24 protein-coding genes and 1 other RNA gene are annotated in these 22,211 nt (G+C 42.4%); 6 read left to right on the top strand and 19 right to left on the bottom strand.

Annotated elements, in window-relative coordinates:
* Positions 1–50 precede the first annotated feature (50 nt).
* From FTV34_RS01125 to FTV34_RS01105, 5 genes are all read right to left on the bottom strand, one after another.
* A complete protein-coding gene (locus tag FTV34_RS01125) occupies positions 51–1,913 on the bottom strand; it encodes an ATP-binding protein (protein WP_180068512.1) in 1,863 nt (620 codons plus the stop codon).
* Positions 1,914–1,972: 59 nt separating this feature from the next.
* A complete protein-coding gene (locus FTV34_RS01120) occupies positions 1,973–2,656 on the bottom strand; it encodes a response regulator transcription factor (protein WP_034702603.1) in 684 nt (227 codons plus the stop codon).
* A gap of 222 nt (positions 2,657–2,878) precedes the next feature.
* Complete coding sequence (locus FTV34_RS01115; RefSeq protein ID WP_180068511.1) at positions 2,879–3,676, bottom strand: glutathione S-transferase N-terminal domain-containing protein; 798 nt, start codon at positions 3,674–3,676, stop codon at positions 2,879–2,881.
* Positions 3,677–3,777: 101 nt separating this feature from the next.
* The gene (rraA, locus tag FTV34_RS01110) at positions 3,778–4,287 is read right to left on the bottom strand and encodes a ribonuclease E activity regulator RraA (RefSeq protein ID WP_180003107.1); all 510 of its coding nucleotides are present in this window, start codon (positions 4,285–4,287) and stop codon (positions 3,778–3,780) included.
* Positions 4,288–4,299: 12 nt separating this feature from the next.
* Positions 4,300–4,965, bottom strand: a complete 666-nt coding sequence (locus FTV34_RS01105; RefSeq protein ID WP_034702612.1) for an NAD-dependent epimerase/dehydratase family protein — start codon at positions 4,963–4,965, stop codon at positions 4,300–4,302.
* Between the two features lie 213 nt (positions 4,966–5,178).
* Here FTV34_RS01105 and rpsT point away from each other — a divergent pair, with 213 nt between their 5' ends.
* The gene (gene rpsT, locus FTV34_RS01100; protein ID WP_004786139.1) at positions 5,179–5,448 is read left to right on the top strand and encodes a 30S ribosomal protein S20; all 270 of its coding nucleotides are present in this window, start codon (positions 5,179–5,181) and stop codon (positions 5,446–5,448) included.
* Positions 5,449–5,587: 139 nt separating this feature from the next.
* On the opposite strand, the gene FTV34_RS17880 is transcribed toward rpsT, so the two are convergent.
* The 3 genes from FTV34_RS17880 to FTV34_RS01090 form a co-directional block, all read right to left on the bottom strand.
* Positions 5,588–5,710 carry a hypothetical protein gene (locus FTV34_RS17880; protein WP_004786141.1) on the bottom strand — a complete coding sequence of 41 codons (123 nt, stop codon included), beginning with the start codon at positions 5,708–5,710 and terminating at the stop codon, positions 5,588–5,590.
* Positions 5,711–5,830: 120 nt separating this feature from the next.
* Positions 5,831–6,580: a histidine phosphatase family protein gene (locus FTV34_RS01095; RefSeq protein WP_180068510.1), complete on the bottom strand. Its 750-nt coding sequence runs from the start codon at positions 6,578–6,580 to the stop codon at positions 5,831–5,833.
* Positions 6,581–6,640: 60 nt separating this feature from the next.
* The gene (locus FTV34_RS01090; RefSeq protein ID WP_180068508.1) at positions 6,641–7,492 is read right to left on the bottom strand and encodes a 3'(2'),5'-bisphosphate nucleotidase CysQ; all 852 of its coding nucleotides are present in this window, start codon (positions 7,490–7,492) and stop codon (positions 6,641–6,643) included.
* A gap of 12 nt (positions 7,493–7,504) precedes the next feature.
* On the opposite strand from FTV34_RS01090, the gene FTV34_RS01085 reads away from it, so the two are divergent.
* The 4 genes from FTV34_RS01085 to FTV34_RS01070 all read left to right on the top strand — a co-directional run bounded on the left by FTV34_RS01085 (position 7,505) and on the right by FTV34_RS01070 (position 10,503).
* Positions 7,505–8,191: an HAD hydrolase-like protein gene (locus tag FTV34_RS01085; protein WP_004786146.1), complete on the top strand. Its 687-nt coding sequence runs from the start codon at positions 7,505–7,507 to the stop codon at positions 8,189–8,191.
* Positions 8,184–8,624 (top strand): RNA-binding S4 domain-containing protein, encoded by a 441-nt coding sequence (locus tag FTV34_RS01080; protein ID WP_004786147.1) that lies wholly within the window; start codon positions 8,184–8,186, stop codon positions 8,622–8,624. Before FTV34_RS01085 ends, FTV34_RS01080 begins: the two co-directional genes overlap by 8 nt.
* A gap of 145 nt (positions 8,625–8,769) precedes the next feature.
* Complete coding sequence (gene recA / locus FTV34_RS01075) at positions 8,770–9,813, top strand: recombinase RecA (protein WP_004786150.1); 1,044 nt, start codon at positions 8,770–8,772, stop codon at positions 9,811–9,813.
* A gap of 75 nt (positions 9,814–9,888) precedes the next feature.
* Complete coding sequence (locus tag FTV34_RS01070; RefSeq protein WP_180053924.1) at positions 9,889–10,503, top strand: regulatory protein RecX; 615 nt, start codon at positions 9,889–9,891, stop codon at positions 10,501–10,503.
* Positions 10,504–10,812: 309 nt separating this feature from the next.
* On the opposite strand, the gene ffs is transcribed toward FTV34_RS01070, so the two are convergent.
* Positions 10,813–10,909, bottom strand: an RNA gene (gene ffs / locus FTV34_RS01065) — signal recognition particle sRNA small type.
* 295 nt (positions 10,910–11,204) lie between these two features.
* On the opposite strand from ffs, the gene FTV34_RS01060 reads away from it, so the two are divergent.
* Positions 11,205–12,008, top strand: coding sequence for a YbgF trimerization domain-containing protein (locus tag FTV34_RS01060; protein WP_180003113.1), 804 nt, complete (start codon positions 11,205–11,207; stop codon positions 12,006–12,008).
* Between the two features lie 67 nt (positions 12,009–12,075).
* Here the strand turns inward: FTV34_RS01060 and lpxA are convergent, their stop codons facing one another.
* From lpxA to frr, 10 genes are all read right to left on the bottom strand, one after another.
* Positions 12,076–12,864 (bottom strand): acyl-ACP--UDP-N-acetylglucosamine O-acyltransferase, encoded by a 789-nt coding sequence (gene lpxA / locus FTV34_RS01055; protein WP_004786156.1) that lies wholly within the window; start codon positions 12,862–12,864, stop codon positions 12,076–12,078.
* Positions 12,861–13,346 (bottom strand): 3-hydroxyacyl-ACP dehydratase FabZ, encoded by a 486-nt coding sequence (gene fabZ, locus FTV34_RS01050; protein ID WP_171064833.1) that lies wholly within the window; start codon positions 13,344–13,346, stop codon positions 12,861–12,863. The genes lpxA and fabZ overlap by 4 nt, the downstream gene beginning before the upstream one ends.
* Before the next feature lie 5 nt (positions 13,347–13,351).
* Positions 13,352–14,422: a UDP-3-O-(3-hydroxymyristoyl)glucosamine N-acyltransferase gene (gene lpxD, locus FTV34_RS01045; protein ID WP_125278336.1), complete on the bottom strand. Its 1,071-nt coding sequence runs from the start codon at positions 14,420–14,422 to the stop codon at positions 13,352–13,354.
* A gap of 3 nt (positions 14,423–14,425) precedes the next feature.
* Positions 14,426–14,917 (bottom strand): OmpH family outer membrane protein, encoded by a 492-nt coding sequence (locus FTV34_RS01040; RefSeq protein ID WP_218947817.1) that lies wholly within the window; start codon positions 14,915–14,917, stop codon positions 14,426–14,428.
* A gap of 80 nt (positions 14,918–14,997) precedes the next feature.
* Positions 14,998–17,442 (bottom strand): outer membrane protein assembly factor BamA, encoded by a 2,445-nt coding sequence (gene bamA, locus FTV34_RS01035; RefSeq protein WP_180014142.1) that lies wholly within the window; start codon positions 17,440–17,442, stop codon positions 14,998–15,000.
* Positions 17,443–17,480: 38 nt separating this feature from the next.
* Positions 17,481–18,836 (bottom strand): RIP metalloprotease RseP, encoded by a 1,356-nt coding sequence (gene rseP / locus FTV34_RS01030; protein ID WP_180068506.1) that lies wholly within the window; start codon positions 18,834–18,836, stop codon positions 17,481–17,483.
* A 3-nt stretch (positions 18,837–18,839) separates the two neighbouring features.
* Positions 18,840–20,036: a 1-deoxy-D-xylulose-5-phosphate reductoisomerase gene (ispC, locus tag FTV34_RS01025; protein WP_180068504.1), complete on the bottom strand. Its 1,197-nt coding sequence runs from the start codon at positions 20,034–20,036 to the stop codon at positions 18,840–18,842.
* Positions 20,037–20,861 (bottom strand): phosphatidate cytidylyltransferase, encoded by an 825-nt coding sequence (locus tag FTV34_RS01020; RefSeq protein ID WP_004786167.1) that lies wholly within the window; start codon positions 20,859–20,861, stop codon positions 20,037–20,039.
* Positions 20,862–20,866: 5 nt separating this feature from the next.
* Positions 20,867–21,619 carry a polyprenyl diphosphate synthase gene (gene uppS, locus FTV34_RS01015; RefSeq protein ID WP_179992307.1) on the bottom strand — a complete coding sequence of 251 codons (753 nt, stop codon included), beginning with the start codon at positions 21,617–21,619 and terminating at the stop codon, positions 20,867–20,869.
* A 7-nt stretch (positions 21,620–21,626) separates the two neighbouring features.
* On the bottom strand, positions 21,627–22,181 hold the full coding sequence (gene frr / locus FTV34_RS01010) for a ribosome recycling factor (protein WP_005235283.1): 555 nt from the start codon (positions 22,179–22,181) through the stop codon (positions 21,627–21,629).
* Positions 22,182–22,211: the final 30 nt, after the last annotated feature.

The following is a 22,211-nucleotide window of genomic DNA, read 5'->3' as shown; positions in this document are numbered from 1 at the left end:
AAGAGGATCATATGATCCTTCTTTTTTATGTATGTATAATTTTGAGATGATTAAGGCTGATAGAGTTCCATCACCACGTGTACGCAAGTATCGCCTTTCGCAGACTGAATATCCAGCATTCCACCCATGCGTTCAATACGCATTTTCATACTGCGCATACCAATGCTCATGCCATTTTTCTGCACCATCTCCGGATTAAAACCGATACCATTGTCCTGAATTTTTAAAGTCAGTTGATGTGGTTGTGTATATTCCATACTCACACTCACTTTTGTGGCCTGACTATGCTTGATAATATTGGTCAAGCTTTCTTCTACCACACGGATCAGGGTCAGACATTGTAAAGCCGTAGGTTCACGCTGCCAGACTTTAGGAAATGACCATTCTACGGCGATATCCATTTCTTCCAGCAATTGAGTAAATCGGTAACGTACTGGCGCAATCCAGATCACTGGCGTTTCAGGCACTTTATTGTCAATAGAAGAACCGCTATCGATGATTTGACGCAGGTCATCCCTAAGCAGCTTCAGCATAGATAAAAACTGTCGATTGGAAATGTTTTCGGTACTTTGATCCACCAGAATCATGGAACGCACAATCGAGCCACCTAGTCCATCATGCAGTTCATGTGACAGATTAATCCGTTCCTGCAAACGCACATTATCCAGTTCCAGCTTATGCTGATCACTCAGGCTTTTATTTAGATCTGCACTGACTTGCCGTACTTTGGATTCCAGCTGCGTATTAAATTTTTCGATTTTTTTAATATTACGATTCAGTCGTGTCCCCATAATTAGCACGACAAACAGGATAATAATCGGTGATGTATAAGGTGATAAAGGTGAGAATTCACTAACCGCCGTTTGACCCAGAATGATCAGATCTATAATGACACACAGCAAAATTCCCCACAGACAAAGCATCAGAAACAGATATTCGCCATTTCGAGTTTTAATTGCCCAGTAGCTAACATAGATGACACAACTAATATAAAGCAGCACATAGCAGACAAAAGCAACACTTAGCACTGCTTCTAAATGATCTAAAGAACTGGCTATGATGAATAGACTGAATAAAGCAGTCACCCCGATAAGTCCCCGCTCCAAACGCTGAAATTTCTGCTTCAAGAACCGAATTAGATACAGACAAAAACAGTGCATATAGAGGATAAAGAAAATCAGATTGGCTTTACCGGCCCATATACTGGAGGGAAAAGGAAAATTCTCTGTGGTTAATACATTGGAGATAAACAGAATCCACAATAATGAACTCAACGCCAGCCAGCCAAAAGTGGTTTCTGAACGTCGGAATAGCCAGATAATCAGGCTAATGACTCCAATCGTACCGGATAGAATCATATTGATCTGAAAGAGCGTACGGCGATCCCAGATCTTTTTTGAGTAATGCTGGTCATTGGCCATGATGTTGTGAAATTCAATTCTGCCAAGCCCTGCACCCTGGAAACTATAGCCTCGTACATAAATCAGCAGTTCATTGTCTGTCTGCTTCAAGCCCGCAATGGGCAAAATCCAGTAACGTGGTACATTCCAGCTTTTAGACAAAGGCTCTTGCAGGTTTTGATCCGACCACAGCAGATCATCATTCAGGAAAACAGCTCCAGCAGAGTTCAGATAATCAATACCAAAAACAATGGGTTCAGCGAGACGTATATTGTCCTGACAAGACCAGCCCCAGCGAATTTTATACCAGGCACCCCCATTATATTTCGGCCAGTTATTTTTCCAGTTATCCGGCAATGTTACAGGTTGCCAGCCCGCATCCGGAATTTCGAGATGACTTGGGACTTGAACTTTTTGTTGCTGTTCAATGTTCACCTGACAAAGCTCGTTAATCTGAAAATTATTCTGTGCCAAGCTGATGCAAGAGAATAGGCTCAGCCAGCTCCCTATCATTAATAGAGCGAAGAGCCTTAATCTTTGTCCAACCATCTTGCTAATAGATAGCGTTTGCACTAAAGAATACCTAAATGCCGTGCTGTGCTGACTGCTTTGGTTCGCTTGCTGACAGAGAGCTTGCGGTAAATATGCTTGATATGACTCTCTACGGTATAACGTGACACGCAGAGTTCATCAGCAATTTCACGATTGCTGAGTCCCTGTGCCACCAATGAAAGAATTTCTTTTTCCCGTTGAGTCAAGCTTTCCTGTTCAGGATCAAGTACGATCTGCTCCAAAGAGGAAGATGGCTCTGAACTGGAAATCTGCTTGAGAATTTCCCGTGCAATAAAAGGATCAATGGGTGCACCGCCACGCAAAATACTACGAATTGCGAGACTCACTTCTGTATCATCGCGTTCCTTGAGTACATAACCGGTTGCTCCCGCCTTAATTGCTTTTAACAAGCTATCCTGAGTGCTCCAGGCAGATACCACTAGTATTAAGGTTTGTGAACCGAGCTCATGTATTTTTTCAATAATGGAAATGCCATTTCCATCTGGCAGTCCAAGATCAATCAGTGCTAAACAGAACGGTTCTTGTTGCAGAAGATATTCGGCTTCCCTGACATTATTGGCGAACAGCAATACCTCATCACTATATCCCAGATCCTTCAAAATATTTTTTAAACGGCACTGAATGACATATTCGTCTTCAACAATTAATACAGGTACCGGTAGTACGGCGTCTTGTGCTGTCATAAGCACACCCCTTATCGTTATTCTTATTACCCCATTGAAATTAAAATATAAACAAAAAAAGAAGAAAAATCATGAGTTTTTTTAACTTTATTGTGAGTAGCTCTAAGTATGAATAATTTTGAAAGCAGAGTTCTTGTTCTTGGAAAATTCAAATTTATAAACCATAAAAATGCCATCTATTTTCAGATGGCAATTTTTTATCTTCCAAATATTAGGAGCAGTTTATTTTCTGCTTTTCTTCTCAGAACCGTATTGCTGCTTCAAATACTCCACAATATCTTTGGACTCAAACATCTTTGTATTGGTATTTGGGTCAACGAGATAAGGAACCTGAATATTATCTCCCATTACTTTTAAGACCTGTTCACGCTTACCACCCGGTAAAGGTTCATATTTCCCCGGTTTTAAACGCAGTTTTGCCAGACCTTGATCCTGCCAACGTTCTTTTGCCACATTATGATAGATGTAAGGGATTTCCAGTTCAGACAATACGCCACGGACAATACGGGTATATGGACTGGCTTCAAAGCCCCACAGCTCAAGAAGCTGTTCAGGCGCAGGGCTATTCTTCGACAACGGTTTAGCCATGCCACCACGTAGACCATTCACCATCGTACCTGCAATGGCAGCAACCGGCACTTTTGGATAATTTGAATATTTGGCTGGAGTCTTACCTGTCTTGCCATAATGCTTAAACAGGTGATGAATAATATCTTGAGATTCGTATAGCTTATCTCCGGTATTTTCATCTACTAAAAATGGAAATTGAAGTTTGCCACCTTGCTGTTTCACTTCGGGACGAAAGCGTTTACCGCCTCGTGGGCATGGATACACTTCATAATCGAGGTTCAGTAAAGTCATCACCTCACGAACACGACGACAAAATGGTGATCCTTCATATTCATAAAGCTTGAGAGGCTTTTCAGGCTGATTCGGAAATGGTGTCCCGGTCGTACCACGTCCACCTTCCAGAAATGCGGATGCCAATGCCTGTGCTACTTTAATCTGATGGCCTAACATATCGTCTGTCCTCTTTATTATTTTCAAACCGTGAAAGCAGCAATCTAAACTGCCTGACTTCCACGGTATAGCTTGTTTTTGTATATTTTCAATAACCGGAATTAGTCCACCAGTTGCTCTTTGGACAGGACAATGCCGTTGTTATCAGCATAGACATACTCGCCTGATTTAAAGGTCACGCCACCAAAATAAAGCGGCACATCTACCTCACCAATCCCCTTACGGTTGCTCTTTTGAGGAATAGAAGCTAAAGCATGTACACCAAGATCAAGCTCAGCAATCGCATCGACATCACGGACACAGCCGTAGATAATCACACCATTCCAGTGGTTTTTCACCGCAGATTCAGCAATCAGGTCACCCATCAATGCACAGCGCATCGAAGCACCACCATCTACAACCAGAACCTTGCCGGAACCATCTGTCGCCAATAACTCTTTTACGCGAGAGTTATCTTCAAAGCATTTTACGGTCACAATCTGGCCGCCAAAGCTTTTACGTGCACCATAGCTTCTAAAGAATTTGCCATCTAGGCATGGGGTGACTACCTGCAGGTCTTTATCCGGATTGTCATCAAGCAGGTCACAAGTTACAAATGGTACGCTGGACACGATTTTTTACCCTCATTTCATTTTTTGTATGGCTAAATTATCATAAATTTCAAATTTCACAGTCTGATTCAGTGCTGCATATACCATAGTATGAGCCACCTGCTCTGCTGTCACTGGCTTGTATTTAAAAGAATCGGGGATGAAATGCGAAAACTTGTCAAACAGGTTCTGTGCCGCATCTTCCAGTAAACGCTGATGATCTCGCTCACCAATCAACAAAGAAGGTCGGAATAAGCTGATACGCTCCAGAGACAAGGTCTGGATATAATCCTCTAATTCACCCTTTACCCGGTTATAGAACAGTCTGGATTTTGAATTGGCACCCATCGCACTAATCAACAGATAATGAGCATCCGTTTGCTGCACCAGTTCGGCAAAATGGGCGTTGATGGTGTAATCGGTATTATAAAAAGCTTCTTTGGAGCCGGCTTTCTTTAGCGTGGTACCCAGACAGCTAAAGGCATGAGTATGGCCACTGACATCCTGATCATTGAGCATTAAGAAATCCTCAACGACCACCTGCTTGACCTTGTGCCACTGTTCAAATTCTGGTTGATGTTTACGCACGATGACGCTAATACGCTTACAACTAGGTTCATTTACCAGCTGTTGTACCAAAGTCTTTCCGACCAAGCCTGTAGCGCCAATCACGATAGGATATGTAATGGTTTTAGTCATTTTTTGTACGATCTCCCTGCTTAGATACTAATCTAACGTTTTCTTTAGAATTTTTCTGCAACTAAAATGTTGTCAAAGCATGTCAAGACTTGACTTAAGCCCATAGTTTCCTCAAAATATGGCACTTGTTTACGGGCTGGTGATAGTTCTTCTGATGTGGTTTTCAGTTGAGTTTCAGCCCGCCCAGACCAATCTATTTCAAGGAGTGCACGAGTGGCAAACTCTGCTCAAGCAAAAAAACGTGCTCGTCAAAACGTTAAAGCACGCAAACACAACGCAAGCTTGCGTTCTATGGTTCGTACATATCTTAAACGTACAGTAGCTGCTATTGCTGCTGGCGACTATGCTGTTGCTACTGAAGCTTACAAAAAAGCTGTTCCAGTAATCGACCGTATGGCTGACAAAGGTATCATCCATAAAAATAAAGCAGCTCGTCATAAGAGCCGTTTGAACGCGCAAGTTAAAGCATTAGCTTCTAACTAATCGCAAATCAAAAGAAGCCCTTTTAGGGCTTTTTTTGTGCCTGAAATTTAATACCAAATCAACAATAAAGAATGACGAATACCAGATTATTCCCAATTCTAGTCATAGAAATCTTTTACTTAGACAAAAACAGAATAAACTATTCATCCTTATCCATAGAATGAGGTGTTGTGGTCTGATCTTGCTGCGCATTGTCTGTATCACGCTGACAGGCAGTTAATCCCAGCATAACGACCAGACTTAAAATTGTGATTATTTTCATGATAACTCCTATGCTTCCAAAATTGGTTTAAATATCAGCATAGTGATATTTCATCATTACTCTATTTCACTTTCATACGATAAATGTAAAAAGCTCAACCTAAATGATTGAGCCTTTGAATTATTTATTGACCTTTAATTCGGTATTCTGAAATTGGGAAATATCCAGCTCATGCACTTTGCCCCGCCAGATCCATTTTAGTTTAGATTCCTCAAATACATCACCTTCAAACCAGACAAACAGACCTTCCATCATTTTCGGCCAGTCTTCACGGCTGACTTCCTGATGCCCAGACATCACTGCAATCATCGCTGCCAGAATGGTGTCATGACTGACCGCCAGACTGAGTCCATACGGCGTTTTCGGATGAGTGTTATAAATCAATTCCAGTACATCCACTACGCCATTAATTGGATGTTTCATTCCGGGCAAGGCATTATTGACGAAGCTATTAATAAAGCCCAATGCCCCCTGCTTTTTGAAATATGGCCCTGCTTTTTGAATATCCAGTACAAAGCTGCCTGGCTCAACTAGCAAACCCTGTTCCACGATTTCAATCTTATGGGTATGCGGTGCTTTATCCGTTGCATCTGCCCCCTCGATCATCAATGCTGCGGTATCTACGCAGCGCTGAATCGGACTCGATATACAATGCTGGATATGCCGATCTGTCTGATTGACCAGATAAGCGCCCCATTCCTGCGCCAGATCACGTCCTTGCGGCGTCAACTGCAAATCATACCCTGCCAGTCCCTGACCAGCGACATCTTCACGCAGAGAATGCCGCGTAAACAGAGTCACAGGTGTCTTGGTATCAGGCAATAAATCTATTGCACTGAGCATACTTGGTGGAAGCAGTTTTAATGCCACAATCTTGCCAACTGATCTATCAACGGAATCTTCCTCACTATACCATGAACGGCTATGAGCTCAATCATTGTCTTGCATGTCCGCCAGTGCCTGTAAGGCTAGTATTTTCATAGCTTCATTCTTATAGGCGATAAATCCGCCATTCAGTAAGGTCTTGCGCTGGTTGTAGATGAATGGCCGACCTTCCAGATCAACCAACCCTCCGCCAATCCGCTCGAGCATGCATTGACCGGCACTGGTATCCCACTCAGAGGTTGGATGGAAACGAGGATAAATATCTACCCGGTCTTCAAGGATCATGCAGAATTTATAGGCACTTCCTGCCTTGAACTCGGTGTACGCGCTAAGTTTAGCCAGACTTTGCAGATACTCGATATATTTTGGCTTCTGCTGACTGCTCTGACTCAGACCGACAAAGACATCCTGATGATCGGTAGCTGACTCATAGCCAAACCATGCCTGATTCTGAATATCGTATTTAATCGGCAAGCCTTCTTCAGGACAGAAATAAATTAGCTGCTGCGCAGGAACCGCCAGAATCGCAAAGGTAGTCAGACTGCCTCTGACCAGACTCAAGTTAATAGTGAATTCTGGGCGCTGATGCAAAAACTCTTTGGTGCCATCCAGAGGATCAAGCAACCAGAAGTCTGTCCAGGCATGACGCTGATCCTGCTGCCCCTCTTCTGACAATAAAGGCAATTCTGAGATTTCCGCTAAAGCTTGGGTTAAATAACTATTCACCCGATAGTCTGCCTGGGTCACAGGAGAATCATCACTTTTCTTGACAATATCAAACGCAGCACCTGAACAATAACGCTGATATTCTTCTCGCAAAATTTCACAGGCCTGTGTCAAAATGGGCACAAACTGCAAAATCATCGGATCTTGTGGTGCTATTGTCGCTTTAAACATAGAAAACCTTATATGTCGAATTGCTCAGAAAAACCGCCTGTCATTTTTGATATGGACGGAACTTTACTTGATCTTGCCTACGATGATTTCATCTGGAACGAGTTATTACCGGTCCGTTATGCTGAAACACATGGCTGTAGTCTGGAACAGAGCCGCGAAACGCTTTATGCATTCTATCAGCAACATAATCATACCCTAAACTGGTACTCTTCTCGCTTCTGGACGGCTAAAGTCGAAGTCGATGTTCTGGCCATGCAAATTGAGCATAAAGATAAAGTTAGCTTACGCCCTTATTGCCTCGAATTACTCGATTATCTTAAAAATAATGGCTATCCGATCTGGCTTGCCACCAATGCCGACTGTGCAGGACTCGCCTTCAAACTGGATCATCTGAATCTCAAAGATTATTTCAATGTCATTGTCAGCTCGGAAAGCATTGGACATGCCAAGGAATTTGTAGAATTCTGGCAAGGTCTGAATGCTTTGCACCCCTTTGATCCTGAGCAGGTCTATTTTATTGATGATACCGAAAAAGTCCTGAATGGCGCCAAGGCTTATGGCATCCAGAACCTGTTCTGCATCCAGCAACCTTCTTCCAGTAAAGTTGCACGCCAGACTTGCAATTACCCGATGCTGCACCAATTAACAGATTTAATCACTCATTTAAATCAGTCTGAGGTAAACAAGCAATATGCGTAAATCGTCTTTACCCGAAGATGCGGTAGGCATGCGTATAGATAAATGGCTGTGGGCGGCACGTTTTTTTAAAACCCGTTCCATTGCCAAGAATGCTATTGAGGGCGGTAAAGTCCATCATAATGGTGAGCGTGTAAAAGTATCTCGCGAAGTCCGTGTGGGTATGGAGTTGACGATTCAGCAAGGTATCGACAAAAAAACCGTAGTTGTAAAAGAACTTTCTGATGTTCGTGGTCCTGCACCTGTGGCACAGAAACTGTATGAAGAAACTGAAGTCAGTATCGCTCGCCGGGAATTGATTGCATCACAAAGAAAGTTGCATAATCTAGCGCGTCCCGATCATCGGCCAAGCAAAAAAGATCGTCGAGACATCAGTCGATTCAAGAATGAAAATAGTCAGAACTTTGATCAACATTGGTCATATAATGATGATTAAATTCAAGCGTCAGCATGTGTCGTAACACTGCTGGATTTTATAGAACACAAGGGAAATTTCTGTCACTATATTCCTGTGGAACGAAGCTCTAATGTAAGACATCCACTTGAGTACTAAGTTTGTGACATCGTATTGAGGTTGTAAGATGGATGAGAATAAAAACAAGGCGCTCAACGCTGCCTTAAGCCAGATTGAAAAACAGTTTGGTAAAAACACAGTGATGCGTCTTGGTGACAATACCGTGCAAGCAGTTGAAGCTGTATCTACAGGTTCTTTAACGCTTGATATCGCACTCGGTATTGGTGGTTTACCGAAAGGCCGTATTATCGAGATTTATGGTCCTGAATCTTCAGGTAAGACCACAATGACATTGCAAGCGATTGCTGAATGTCAAAAAGCTGGCGGTACATGTGCATTCATCGATGCCGAGCACGCGCTTGATCCTCAATATGCCCGTAAACTCGGTGTAGATATTGATAACCTGCTGGTTTCTCAGCCAGACAACGGTGAACAGGCACTTGAAATCGCTGACATGCTGGTGCGTTCTGGTGCGATTGACCTGATCGTAGTCGACTCTGTTGCTGCCTTGACCCCTCGCGCAGAGATTGAAGGCGAAATGGGTGACTCACATATGGGTCTGCAAGCACGTTTGATGAGCCAGGCACTGCGTAAAATTACCGGTAATGCCAAGCGTTCAAACTGTATGGTGATCTTCATTAACCAGATCCGTATGAAGATTGGTGTAATGTTCGGTAGCCCAGAAACGACTACTGGTGGTAATGCACTTAAATTCTACGCTTCGGTACGTCTGGATATTCGCCGTATCGGTCAGGTAAAAGAAGGCGATGAGATTGTAGGTTCTGAAACCAAAGTCAAAGTTGTGAAAAATAAAATGGCACCTCCATTCAGAGAAGCTCTGTTCCAGATTCTGTATGGTAAAGGTGTTAACCATCTTGGTGAACTGATTGACCTTGCAGTACAGCAAGAAATTGTTCAGAAAGCGGGTGCATGGTATTCATATCAAGGCGACAAGATTGGCCAAGGTAAGAACAATACCATCCGTTATCTGGAAGAACACAAAGAGCTGGCGGATACTATTGAAAAACTGATCCGTGAGCAACTGCTTACTACAGGCAAAGTAGTCGAAGATAAAGACGAAGAAGAACCAGCAGACTTTCTGGATGCATAATCCTTGAACGTCATAACAGAGCGCCCTACGGGGCGTTTTTGTTATTATGGAATAGATATTTTTATCGAGATCAATATGTCAGACGCAAAATTCAGCAAACTTTTGGACTATGACGCGATTAAACAGCAGTTTGGTGATGCTGAAGACTCAGTCACTCCTGCACCTGTTGAGCCACAGACTTTGCCAGAATTTGATCCGGAAGACAGCTTATTTGGTAACTCCGATAAAGAGCAGAAGAAACCCGGTCTAACCGGCACCCGTTTGCGTTCTTATGCCTTTGCTGTACTAACTCGTAAAGAATACTCCAAAGCTGAACTCATTGAGAAACTGGCGCTTTATGCAGAAGATCGTAATGAAGTGGTCACTTTGGTTGAGGAACTATCTAGAGAAAACTATCAAAGTGATCAACGTGTCGCTGAAATCATGTTATCGAGCCAAAAGCGTAAAGGCAAAGGTCCCAATCAGATTAAAATGAAGCTGAAAAGCAAAAAAATTGATACTGCCCTGATCAGTGAAGAACTGAAAGAAACGGACTGGGTACAACAGGCTTATGAACTGAAGCTTAGAAAATATGGTCCAGAAGTGACGAAAGACCCAAAACTTAAAGCCAAACAGATCCGTTTTCTAATGTATCGTGGTTTTGAAATGGATGCGATCATGAAAGCGATTAGCCGCAAAGCCGAAGATTAATTCTTTTGTATTTGTGAAAAATATGCTTAGGCTATTTTTTTATTTTCCTCTTTGCCATCCTGCTTAACTTAAATAGTTTCCCTTAATTTACAATTAATCCCGAACAACAAAAAGCTTTCAAAAGCTCAAATTAAGATAGTCTATTCAAAAGATTGAATTTCTATATTCCAAACAATATGGCATCCACGAAAGCAGCTGTGAATAGAAGATTGAAAGTAAAGATTAAAAGGAATAGAAAACAATAGAAATTAAGATTGAAAAATAAAAAAATAATATAGAGAAATTTTATAATTATAAATCTGGTGGCAACCCTACCAGCAAAGCTCCGGCACATCATAGATCTACTACCGTTGCTACCTTCCGGTCCTGGCGGGGTTCATAGAGTACAATTGCGAAGTAACCGGCAGGGCTACCATTACAGGAACAGAGTATAGAGATTTTTATTGAAGTTGCAAGGGCTGTATTTCAAATTTTCGGCATAAGCTATCCGTTTGATTATTTTAAAAACAATATGCCCCAAGATGCTGATTTTTTAATATTCTTCACAATTAATTCATGAATATCGAAATTCACATGATCTTTGTAAAACCTTGTTGCAATTTCTAAAAATGCCGTTTTAAATGTGAAGCTATAAACGGGTTATCTCTTTTAGAATAAATGAGCTGCGGATACATAATCTCGCCAAGAATCATGGAACTTATATGATGTTTAAGAAACAGGTATTGTGTGCCCTCACTGCACTCTGTACAACCTCTCTTTTTGCTGCGATTCCTATCGAATCACGTGGACTCAGCCAAGGTGCTCAATCAAATAATATCAGCACTCAATCTGCCATTGCTACAGGCGCAGATGCACCTCAGACCAATACCAGCTGGCAGCTTATGCAAAAAAACCAGCAGCTTGAAAATGATCTACGCAGTTTACGTGGAAAAATCGAAGAACAAGAAAATGAGATCGAGAGATTAAAGAGCGAATTAACCAACCGCTATGCCGATCTAGATCAACGTCTGGAACTATTGCAGCAAAAAATTGAACCTGCTGAAGATACCTCCACGGAGGATAACCAACAGGATATTTCTCCCAGTTTAAGCTCTAATGCTCCAGCTACCACTCATCAGGCATCCACAACGCAACAGCCGAGTGAGCAGGAAAAAGCGGCTTATACCATTGCACTAGATGCCTATAAAAATGGTGGTGCAGCTAAAGCCATTGCGCCCATGCAAAATTTCATCAAGAATAATCCGAATAGCGTCTATATCAGCAATGCTCACTTCTGGTTAGCTGAGTTTAACCTGTCCATTGACCCACCGAATTTTAATGAAGCAAAGAAGAATTATCTGATCGTGGTTGACCGCTATCCGAATTCTGCAAAAGCCTCTACTGCTCTTTATCAGCTTTATAATATTAGTAAGGATGTAGAAAAGAACGCTACTCTTGCTTCACAATATAAAGCGAAACTACTCAAGAATTATCCGAAAGCTGAAGAAGTTAAATTTTTGAAGTAAATAAAAAGTCCATAAAAAAAGACACCACGAAGGTGTCTTTTTTTAATTCTACTTTCATTTCTTTAGCTTAGCGCACAATGCCACGCTTTGATTGTTCGAGTGAATCAATCAGACGTTGTGCTTCAGAAACTTCTGGAAGAATCTCGTTACGGATTTTCTCGATGGCTTCCTGAGTCGTTAAGCCAGATTTGTAAATCAGCTTAAAGGATTCACGTAAACCGTTAATCACGTCTTTTGACCAGCCTTTACGACGCATGCCTTCCACATTCATGGCAAATGCATGTGCCGGATTACCCGATACCATCACATAGGCAGGAACATCTTTCAGAATCAGTGAAGCGCCCCCAATCATGCTGTAAGAGTCAATTTTACAGAACTGGTGAATACCTGAGTTACCACCAATCACGACATAATCGCCTACGTGTACGTGACCCGCCACACCGACATTATTTGCGAAAATATTATGATCACCAACCATACAGTCATGTGCAATATGGGTATTTACCATTAACAGGTTATGACTGCCAATCTTGGTAATACCTTTGTCTTGCACCGTACCACGGTGCAGACTGCAGTGTTCACGAATCTTGTTATAATCACCAATTTCCAGCCAGGTTTCCTCGCCTGCATATTTCAGATCCTGGCAGACTTCACCGACACTGGCGAACTGAAAAATTTCATTATGTTCACCAATACGTGTGAAACCACCCACCACGACATGTGAATGCAGTTTGGTACCAGCACCAATCGTGACATTTGGCCCAATAATACAGTAAGGGCCAATCTGTACATCTGCAGCAATTACTGCAGATGCGTCAATGATGGCAGTTGGATGAATTAGGGGATTATTGCTCATGCCTGCTCGACTTTCAGATGGGAAACCATAATTTCCGCGGTTGTTGCGACAATGCCATCTACTGTGGCAATGCAATTATATTTATAAATGCCACGTTTTTGCATCACTAATTCAGATTTAAGTACTAATTGGTCACCAGCAACCACTTGTTTTTTAAATCGAACCTTCTCAGCGCCAGCAAAAAGGAATAATGAACCTTCTTTTGGAGTTTCATTATTCATGACAAAACCAAGGATACCTGAGATCTGTGCTAATGCCTCTACAATCAATACGCCTGGCATGATTGGATAGTTCGGAAAATGGCCTTGCAGAAACTCTTCATTAATTGAGACGTTTTTATAACCAACAATACCATTTTCAGTAATATCGACGACGCGATCTACCAGCAGAAATGGATAGCGATGGGGCAAATATTCACGAATCTTTTGAATATTCATTGGCAATTCAGGCTTCGTGAATGTAGGCAAATTCGACTCTGTCATCATAATTATTTACGCAACTTAAATGTTGATTCAATGGACTCAATTTGAGATTGCATATGATCCAATCGTTTCACCAACTGGGTCAATGGCACATCTGCTAATTGTCTTAAGCGAACCACTGTGCGTTTCCATTGCTGATTTGGCAACAATCCCATGCCTGAAGAATAAGTACCTTCTTCAGTAATGTTATTTGTCACCATTGACATTCCTGTCAAGGTCACATTATCGGTGATATGTAGGTGTCCTGCTACCCCACAGGCCCCCGCGAGAATACAGTTTTTGCCAATCGTGGTACTACCAGCAATCCCGCATTTGGCTGCGATCGCAGTGTTTTCACCAATCTTGACGTTATGGGCAATTTGCACAAGATTATCAATAATGACACCTTGCTCCAGAATTGTGTCATCCAGTGCACCTCGGTCAATACTACAGTTTGAACCGATCCGGACATCATCTGCAATACAGACTGAACCCAACTGGGCAATTCGATGCCATTTCCCTTGATAAGGTGCAAACCCAAAACCTTCACTACCAATTACGGTATTGGCATGGATCCGAACACGATTACCGATTTTTGTAGCACCTGTTAAAGTCACATGTGCATCAATAAAACAGTCCCGACCAATTTCAACCTGGTCGTCGATCTGAACGTGTGACTGGATAATCGTATTTTCACCCACCACACAATTCTCACCAATAACGGCATAGTGGCCAATATAGGCACTGTCAGCAATGATGGCAGATGGATGAATTTGTGCGGTACTTTCAATTCCCTGAGTCGTATGTTTTTTCTCAAAAACGTGAGTCAGAATTGCAAAAGCCAGATAAGGATTGGCTACGACAATGAAGTTCTGCTGGGAAGTTAGCTGCTCTTTTAATTCAGCAGTCACAATTAAAGCGCCCGCCTTACTCTGAGCTGCCTGTTCCAGATATTTATCTGCATTGACAAATGCAAGGTCATGAGAGGTTGCATTTTCAAGACTTGCCAAACCTCTCAAACATAAATCTGCCTGACCTACATACTCACCTTGGACAAGACGAGCGAGGTCAGCTAACTGAAGTTTTTGATGATTCATCGATTATTTAATTGCATTAACCTTTTGAATCATTTTATCAGTTAAATCATACTTCGCGTCATAAGCAAGTACGGAATTTTTATTTAAAACCACATCTAGCTTGTTTTCTTGGCGCAATTGTTCAGCAGCACGCTTCAGATTTCCTTCAAAAGCTTTATTCACACTTTGCATGCGCGTTTGCACGGTTGCCTGTACCTGTTGCTGCACACCTGCCAGTTGAGTCGCTTTGCCTTCAAATTCTTTGGCTATTTTTTCACGTTCTGCCTGTGTTTTTGCAGCCTGACCTTTTTGCTTGATTGCAGTAAGGTCTTTTTGAAACTGTGCAATCTGTGCAGTTTGCGGCTTAATATCATTTTCCAGAGTGGCATTTTGCTGCTTTAAATAAGTACTGTTTTGTACCACTTTTTCCAGATCAACGATTCCGTAATCATCGGCATGTGACAATGAAGTTAAACCCGCTAAAGCAATACCCATTGCCATCATCATTTTTTTCATGTTTTTACCCATTCAAAAAATTTTGCTCACAAAACCTGATGGCTTCATGAGCAAAATTTGTATTTAAGATCAAAATCTTCTTAGAAAGTACGCCCAATTTCGAACTGAACATTTTGAGTTTCATCACCGTCTTTATCATTCAACGGGTATGCATAGCTCAGTGATAATGGACCAATCATGGTAATCCAGGTGAAACCAGCACCTACGCTATAACGCATATTGCCTGCATCGAAATCAAAGTTATCCTTACAATATTGGCGCAGCTCAGCAGATTGTGAAACATCACATTTTGTATCAAATACTTGAGCACCTTCAGCAAAAAGAACTGGACGAACCTGACGCGCCCAATCCCCCTTAAATGGAACAGGAAGAACTAATTCAGTACCAAACTGAACCAAGGCATTACCGCCCACTTCTTCTGGATCAAAATTACTCAAGCCTGAATTTTCAGCATATACACTGTCATACTTTGGACCTAAAGTACTATTTTCATAACCACGCACAGAACCATAACCACCGGCATAGAAGTTCTTATAGAAAGGTAGGTCATTACCATAGCCTAAACGGCCATAACCACGTAGAACAAAATCTTTGCCTAACGGGAAGAAAGCCTGCGCATCATAAGTCAGTTTTTGATACTCCACATCGCTACCTGGCAAGGCAATTTCTGCATTGACACGATGTGACATACCTGTCGTCGGGAACATTGGACGGTTTAAAGTATTATAAGACCATCCTAAGTTTAGGTTATAGGTTAAAAATTCACCTTGGAAACGATCTGCTTTTGGTTCTGTAGCACAAGGGTTAGCATCATCAATACAATAAGGACTTTGGCCTATTGTTTTACCATCATTTGCTAATAAGTAATCACGAACATAAGTAGAAACACCATTACCCGTAGTTACCTCAGTATTATCGATATTTAAACCTAAGCTTACACTCTGATTCTCATCAATTGGATAACCAAAATTAATACCACCACCAAAACTGTCTGTAACATAATTATTTACGTTGTAATTATCATCTAGCTTTGTTTTACGGTAGTAAAGATTATAACCGCGACGTACACCATCAATCGTGAAGTACGGATCCATTACACTCAAGTTATAATAATCTTGAGTTTCGGAACGTGACAGGTCAATCGAAACGCTGTTCCCTGTACCCAGGAAGTTAGTCTGACTTAATCCAGCCTGGAACGTTACACCACCGCTTTGTGAGAAACCAACAGCTAGAGTACTAGTACCTGAATGCTGCTCTTCAACTGCCACATTCAAATCAATTTGATCCGGTGATCCTGGAATACGAACAGGTTTGATATCAACTGTTTTAAAGAAACCAGTACGTTCTAAACGTACTTTAGACAGGTCAATCTTCTCATTGCTTGCCAGCGCACTTTCCATCTGGCGCATTTCGCGACGCAATACTTCATCGGCAGTTTTAGAATTACCTGTGAAGTTGATCCGACGTACAGTCACTTGTTGACCCGGATTAATATAGTAGTTCAGGTCAACCTGTTTAGTTTCATTATTAATTTGAGGTACAACATTTACTTCAGCATAATAATAACCAGCATTACCATATTTACGTAGCAATAGCTGCTTGACCGCATTCACTCGTTCCTGAGAATAGGTATCACCTTCTTTATACAACTGCAAAGCTTGTAGCTCTTCAGGTTTATAAAGCGCATCGCCTAGGAATTTGGTTTGTCCAAACTTAAACTGTTCGCCTTCATTCACTGAAACTTCAATAAAGACATTCTTTTTATCTTCACTCAGATTCAGACTTGAATTGGTAATATTGAAGTTGATGTAACCGCGGTTCAGATACATCGCACGTAAAGCTTCCAAACTCGCAGCCATTTTTTCACGTGCATAACGGTCATTACGCGAAATGACCGAGCTCCAGCCACTTTCTTTAACAGCGAAAGCCTGCTTGATATCTGATTCTTTAAAGACAGTATTGCCGATAATATTGATATCAAAAACTTTAGCGGCTTTACCTTCAACAAAATCAATCAGCACTTCAACGCGGTTATTTGGTCGCGGTGTCGTTGTTACCGTAATATCGGCATCATAACGACCTTGCTGCATATATTGCTGTTCCAGCTCGGTTTCGACTGTTTGCAGTGCAGATTTCTTCAGTACCTCACCTTCAGCCAGACCCATTTTTTTCAGGCCTTCTTCCAGCGCTTCCTTTGGAATCAGCTTATTGCCTTTCAGCTCAATTTTCGAAATTACCGGACGTTCTACGACCTGGAATACCAAGGTATTGCCCTGTTGAACGGCTTTGATGTCATCAAATAGTCCAGATGCATACAGGCTACGAATCGCATTGGCAATGATCGGATCATTCACCCGGTCACCACTGTTGATTGGCACCAAGCCGTACACATTTTCTGGAGTTAAACGTACCAATCCATCAAATTTTATATCTTGTACAATGAAGTCTTCTGCCGCATATACTTGTTGTGCTACTGCCATTGCACTAACGAGTGCCAAAGGCATAAATAAATGTGTGTGCTGCATGCCAGTCTTTTCCGCTGTTAATTATTCCATTTACGTTATTATAAACGCATAAAGTCATTAAATAATGCCAAAAGCATCATACTGCCGAGCAGTACCATACCAATTTTTAATCCAATCAATTGTATTTGTTCAGAAACAGGTTTACCACGAATTAATTCGATAAAATAATAAACCAGGTGTCCGCCATCAAGCATTGGGATTGGCAATAAGTTTAATATCCCTAAACTTACACTCATTAGCGCCATAAAGGAAATAAAAGTTTCCCAACCCATTTCCGCGCTTTGTCCCGCCACTTTGGCAATGGTAATCGGGCCTGAAAGATTATCCAGACCAATCAGACCACGTACCATTTTGACGATCGAGTTCAGAATCATTGAAGACAGATGTGCTGTCTTGTCAAAGGCCATCACCATCGCCTCAACAGGCGTATAGTGAATAGTCTGTTTATATTCAGCAGGAATTGTCACCTTGCCCGGATCGCTTTGAACTCCGAGCATACCGGTTACATTCCCCATATTGTCACGTTTGCCTTGCGGCATGACCTGAAGATGCACGACCTGATTACCACGTAATACATCTATCTTAAGTAATTTTTCTGGTGATGCCTGTACCACTTGTACCACATCGAACCAGTCTTTCATCTGTACACCATCAATCGCCAGAATCTTGTCACCTTCTTTAAGACCCTGACGAATGGCTGCACCATCTTCACTCAGTTTGCTCACCACAGCCGGAATTTCCGGACGATATGGCAAGAAACCTAGTGTATCAAGGGGTGACTGACTTTGATCTTTAAGAAAGTCTTGAATTGGTAACTGGAATATCTTGTTTTCACCCGCACGATCTGCCTGAATCGAAACCACACCAGTTTCACCCACACGATCCACCAAGGCATAACTCAGTTTTTCCCAAGTTTCGACTTGTGTACCATCTACAGCGACAATCTTGTCGCCCGGCTGCATCTGTACCGCGGCTGCAGGTGTGTTTGGTAAGACCTTACCTACACGAGTATTCAGCTGTTCCTGTGCAGGTAAAAAAAGTACCCAAAACAGGACAACAGCTAAAAGCAGGTTAATGAGAGGACCCGCAGCAACGATGGCAATACGTTTCCAGGGATGCTGACGGTTAAAGGCTTTAGGCAAGTCTTCTTCTGCCACACTGCCTTCACGCTCGTCCAGCATTTTGACATAACCACCCAAAGGCAAAGCTGAAAGCTGATATTGGATACCGGATTTTTTGGAAGTCCACTTTAGAAGGGTTGGTCCAAAACCAATGGAATAGACCAGTACTTTAACGCCCAGTTTACGTGCCACAATGTAGTGACCAAACTCGTGAATCGCAATTAAGGGACCGAGTAATAGGATTGCGGCTGCAATAATAAACAAGGCGTTCATGTCTTAACTTCCTTTATTCACAACATATTGCTGTGATAAACCTCGTGCTGTGTGATCTGCATGCAGGATAGTATCCAGATCGTGTGCTGGTTGATTGTTCATCTGGTTCAGGACAGTTTCAACCACCTGAGGAATTTGGGTAAATCTGATTTGCTGATTTAAAAATGCAGCAACTGCAATTTCATTGGCCGCATTCAAAATTGTAGGCGCAATTCCACCACTCTTCATGGCTTGACGCGCTAATTTCAGTGCCGGAAAACGAACCACATCCGGTTCCTGAAAATTCAGTTGTGAATGCTTAAACAAATCCAGAGCCGGGATATGGGTACTGATCCGTTGTGGCCATGCCAAAGCATGTGCAATTGGCGTGCCCATATCCGGGTTACCCATTTGTGCCAATGTCGACCCGTCCACATATTGCACCATGGAATGAATAATACTCTGTGGATGCACAACAACTGTAACAAATTGTTCTTGAACTGCAAACAAATGACACGCTTCGATAAGTTCCAGCCCTTTATTCATTAAAGTAGCGGAATCTACGGAAATCTTTTGCCCCATTGACCAGTTAGGATGTTTGCAGGCTTGAGCAGGTGTCACATCATGCAATTGTTCAAGCGAATGGTTCAGGAATGGACCGCCAGAAGCAGTCAGTAAAATCTGATGAACACCGAGCTTAGGTTGACCATTACGTTCGGCATCAAAGTAGTTTTGAGGCAGGCACTGGAAAATTGCATTATGTTCAGAGTCGACAGGCAATAATAATGCACCATAATCTCGCGCGGCTTGCATCATGATGTCGCCGGACATGACCAAGGCTTCTTTATTGGCCAATAGGACACGCTTACCCGCTTTGACTGCAGCCAAGGTAGGAAGCAGGCCTGCCGCCCCGACAATTGCTGCCATTACGATATCAACATCCGCATGCTCTGCAACTGAAATTAAGCCTGCTTCGTTCTGAAGAATTTCGATATCTGATAAGCCCTGCACTTGTAGCAGCTGAGAAAGTTCATCGACTTTATTTGCAGGCACTACAGCCACTTTAGGACGGTACTGCTGACAGATTTCTGCCAGCTCAGTAATACGACTTTGCGCTGTCACAGCGAAAACCGAGTAAGCTTCAGGATGTTGCTGCAAAATTTTTAAAGTACTTTGACCAATTGAACCTGTAGCACCCAGTATACAAACAGCTTGTGACATTTATAAATCTACGCCAATAAGTTTTAAAACATATATGCCTGTTGCAAAGATAGGAGCTGCAGCAAGCAAAGAATCAATACGATCTAGTACACCACCATGACCCGGCAAAATACGGCCCGAATCCTTGATTCCAGCACGACGCTTAATCATGGATTCAAACAAGTCACCTAGCACTGAACTAAACACGGTAATAACAGAAAGAATCAGGAATAGACATAGCTCTGGCCAAGTCATATCCAGATAAAGTGAAGCGACGGCAACCACGATGAGCATGGAGGTAAGAATACCGCCATAGAGACCTTCTACCGACTTGTTTGGGCTGACATTTGGTGCGAGTTTTTTCTTGCCGAACTTGCGTCCAACAAAGTAAGCGCCACTGTCTGCACCCCATACCAGCAGGAACAGGTACATCAACCACCATGGGGAGTTTAGCCAAACCGAGAAGATTGCTGTAACAGCAGCAGAAACCAGTACAATCCCGATGCCATGCAAGCTGACATTGTACCAGCCATCATAATCAGGATAGGTTTTAACCCAGTAGATACTTAGCAACCAAGTCAGGATAGAGGCCGACCACAATAATAAGGCCACATCCCAATAGTATAAAGCCAGTGCAGATAAGGCTGCAGTCAGTAGACCATAGCCCCACGCCACTGGCTTGATTACATTTTTACATTTTCGCGGCATGAGTTTAAACCACTCATAGCCTGCCACCCCGGCAGCCACAACCATCAATGCGAACATTGGATATTGTGATTTGGTCGCAAACATACAGCTCAGTACGACCGCAACCAGCACCAATGCGGTTATAATCCGCTCAAACATGTGTATTAATTCTCAAGTCTTTCTTGAAGAATCTGCTCTGATGTTTTACCGAAACGACGTTCGCGCCCGCCAAATACAGCAAGTGCGTCATCGAATTCCTCTACGGTAAATTCTGGCCATAAGGTCTCAGTAAAATACAGCTCTGCATATGCTGCCTGCCAGAGCAGGAAATTGGACAGGCGGAAATCTCCACCGGTACGAATCAGCAGATCAACAGGCGGCAAGTCACTCAAACTGACATATTGACCGAACACATCAGTATCAATTGCTTCAAGATCTAATTTATTTGTTAAAACATCCGCAGCAATCTGCTTTGCAGCTTGTGCCATGTCCCACATTCCACCATAGCTGATTGCAATGGTAAGCGTCATACTATCGAAATTAGCAGTCCTTTGTTCTGCTTGCAACATCAATGCTTGCAGTTCAGGAGATAAACGCGACCGATCACCAATAAAACGTAAAGCAATATTAAATTTTTGCATACGTGGCAACTGTTCATGAATCGTGTCTTCCAACAACTTCATGAGCAGGTCGACCTCATATTGGGGACGGTTCCAGTTTTCGCTGGAGAATGCAAAGACCGTTAAAGCCTGGATATTTCTTTTTCTACAATGTTCAACAATCGGGTCTAGAACCGTTTTTCCTTCACGGTGTCCATCGCCTTTCTGCATCTGATTTTTTTTGGCAAAACGATTGTTGCCATCCATGATGATGGCAACATGTTTTGGAAGACGGGAATTTTCTTCAGAAGCGGTCATTGATGAATTAGACCTTCATCAATTCAGCTTCTTTCGCAGCCAAGCGCTTGTCAACTTCAGCAACAAATTTGTCTGTGATTTTCTGAATTTCGTCAGACGCACGACGTTCGTCATCTTCAGAAATTTCTTTTTCTTTCAACAATGCTTTGATGTCACCCAATACATCACGACGGATGTTACGGATCGCAACTTTGGCATTTTCAGCTTCGTTACGTGCAACTTTCTGCATGTCACGACGGGTTTCTTCAGTTAGTGCAGCCATCGGTACACGGATCGCATCAGCAGTAATCGGGTTCAAACCAAGATCAGACTCACGGATCGCCTTATCAATCGCAGCAACCATTGAACGTTCGAATGGTTGAACCAGCAATGTACGTGAATCTTCCACGCCTACGTTTGCAACCTGATTCAATGGCACATCAGAGCCGTAGTAAGGAACCATGACGCCGTTCAAAATTGATGGATGCGCACGTCCGGTACGAACTTTAGCGAAACCATGTTCTAACGAGTCAAGAGACTTGTTCATACGCTCTTCTGCGTCTTTTTTAAGATCGTTAATCATATGATCTTCCTTACTTAATTCTTAAAAGAT

This window comes from Acinetobacter sp. YH16038 (assembly GCF_013417275.1).
In the GTDB taxonomy this organism is placed as follows: Bacteria; Pseudomonadota; Gammaproteobacteria; order Pseudomonadales; family Moraxellaceae; genus Acinetobacter.
Note: the sequence above shows the minus strand (reverse complement) of the source record. Positions and strands in the feature narration are given on the sequence as shown.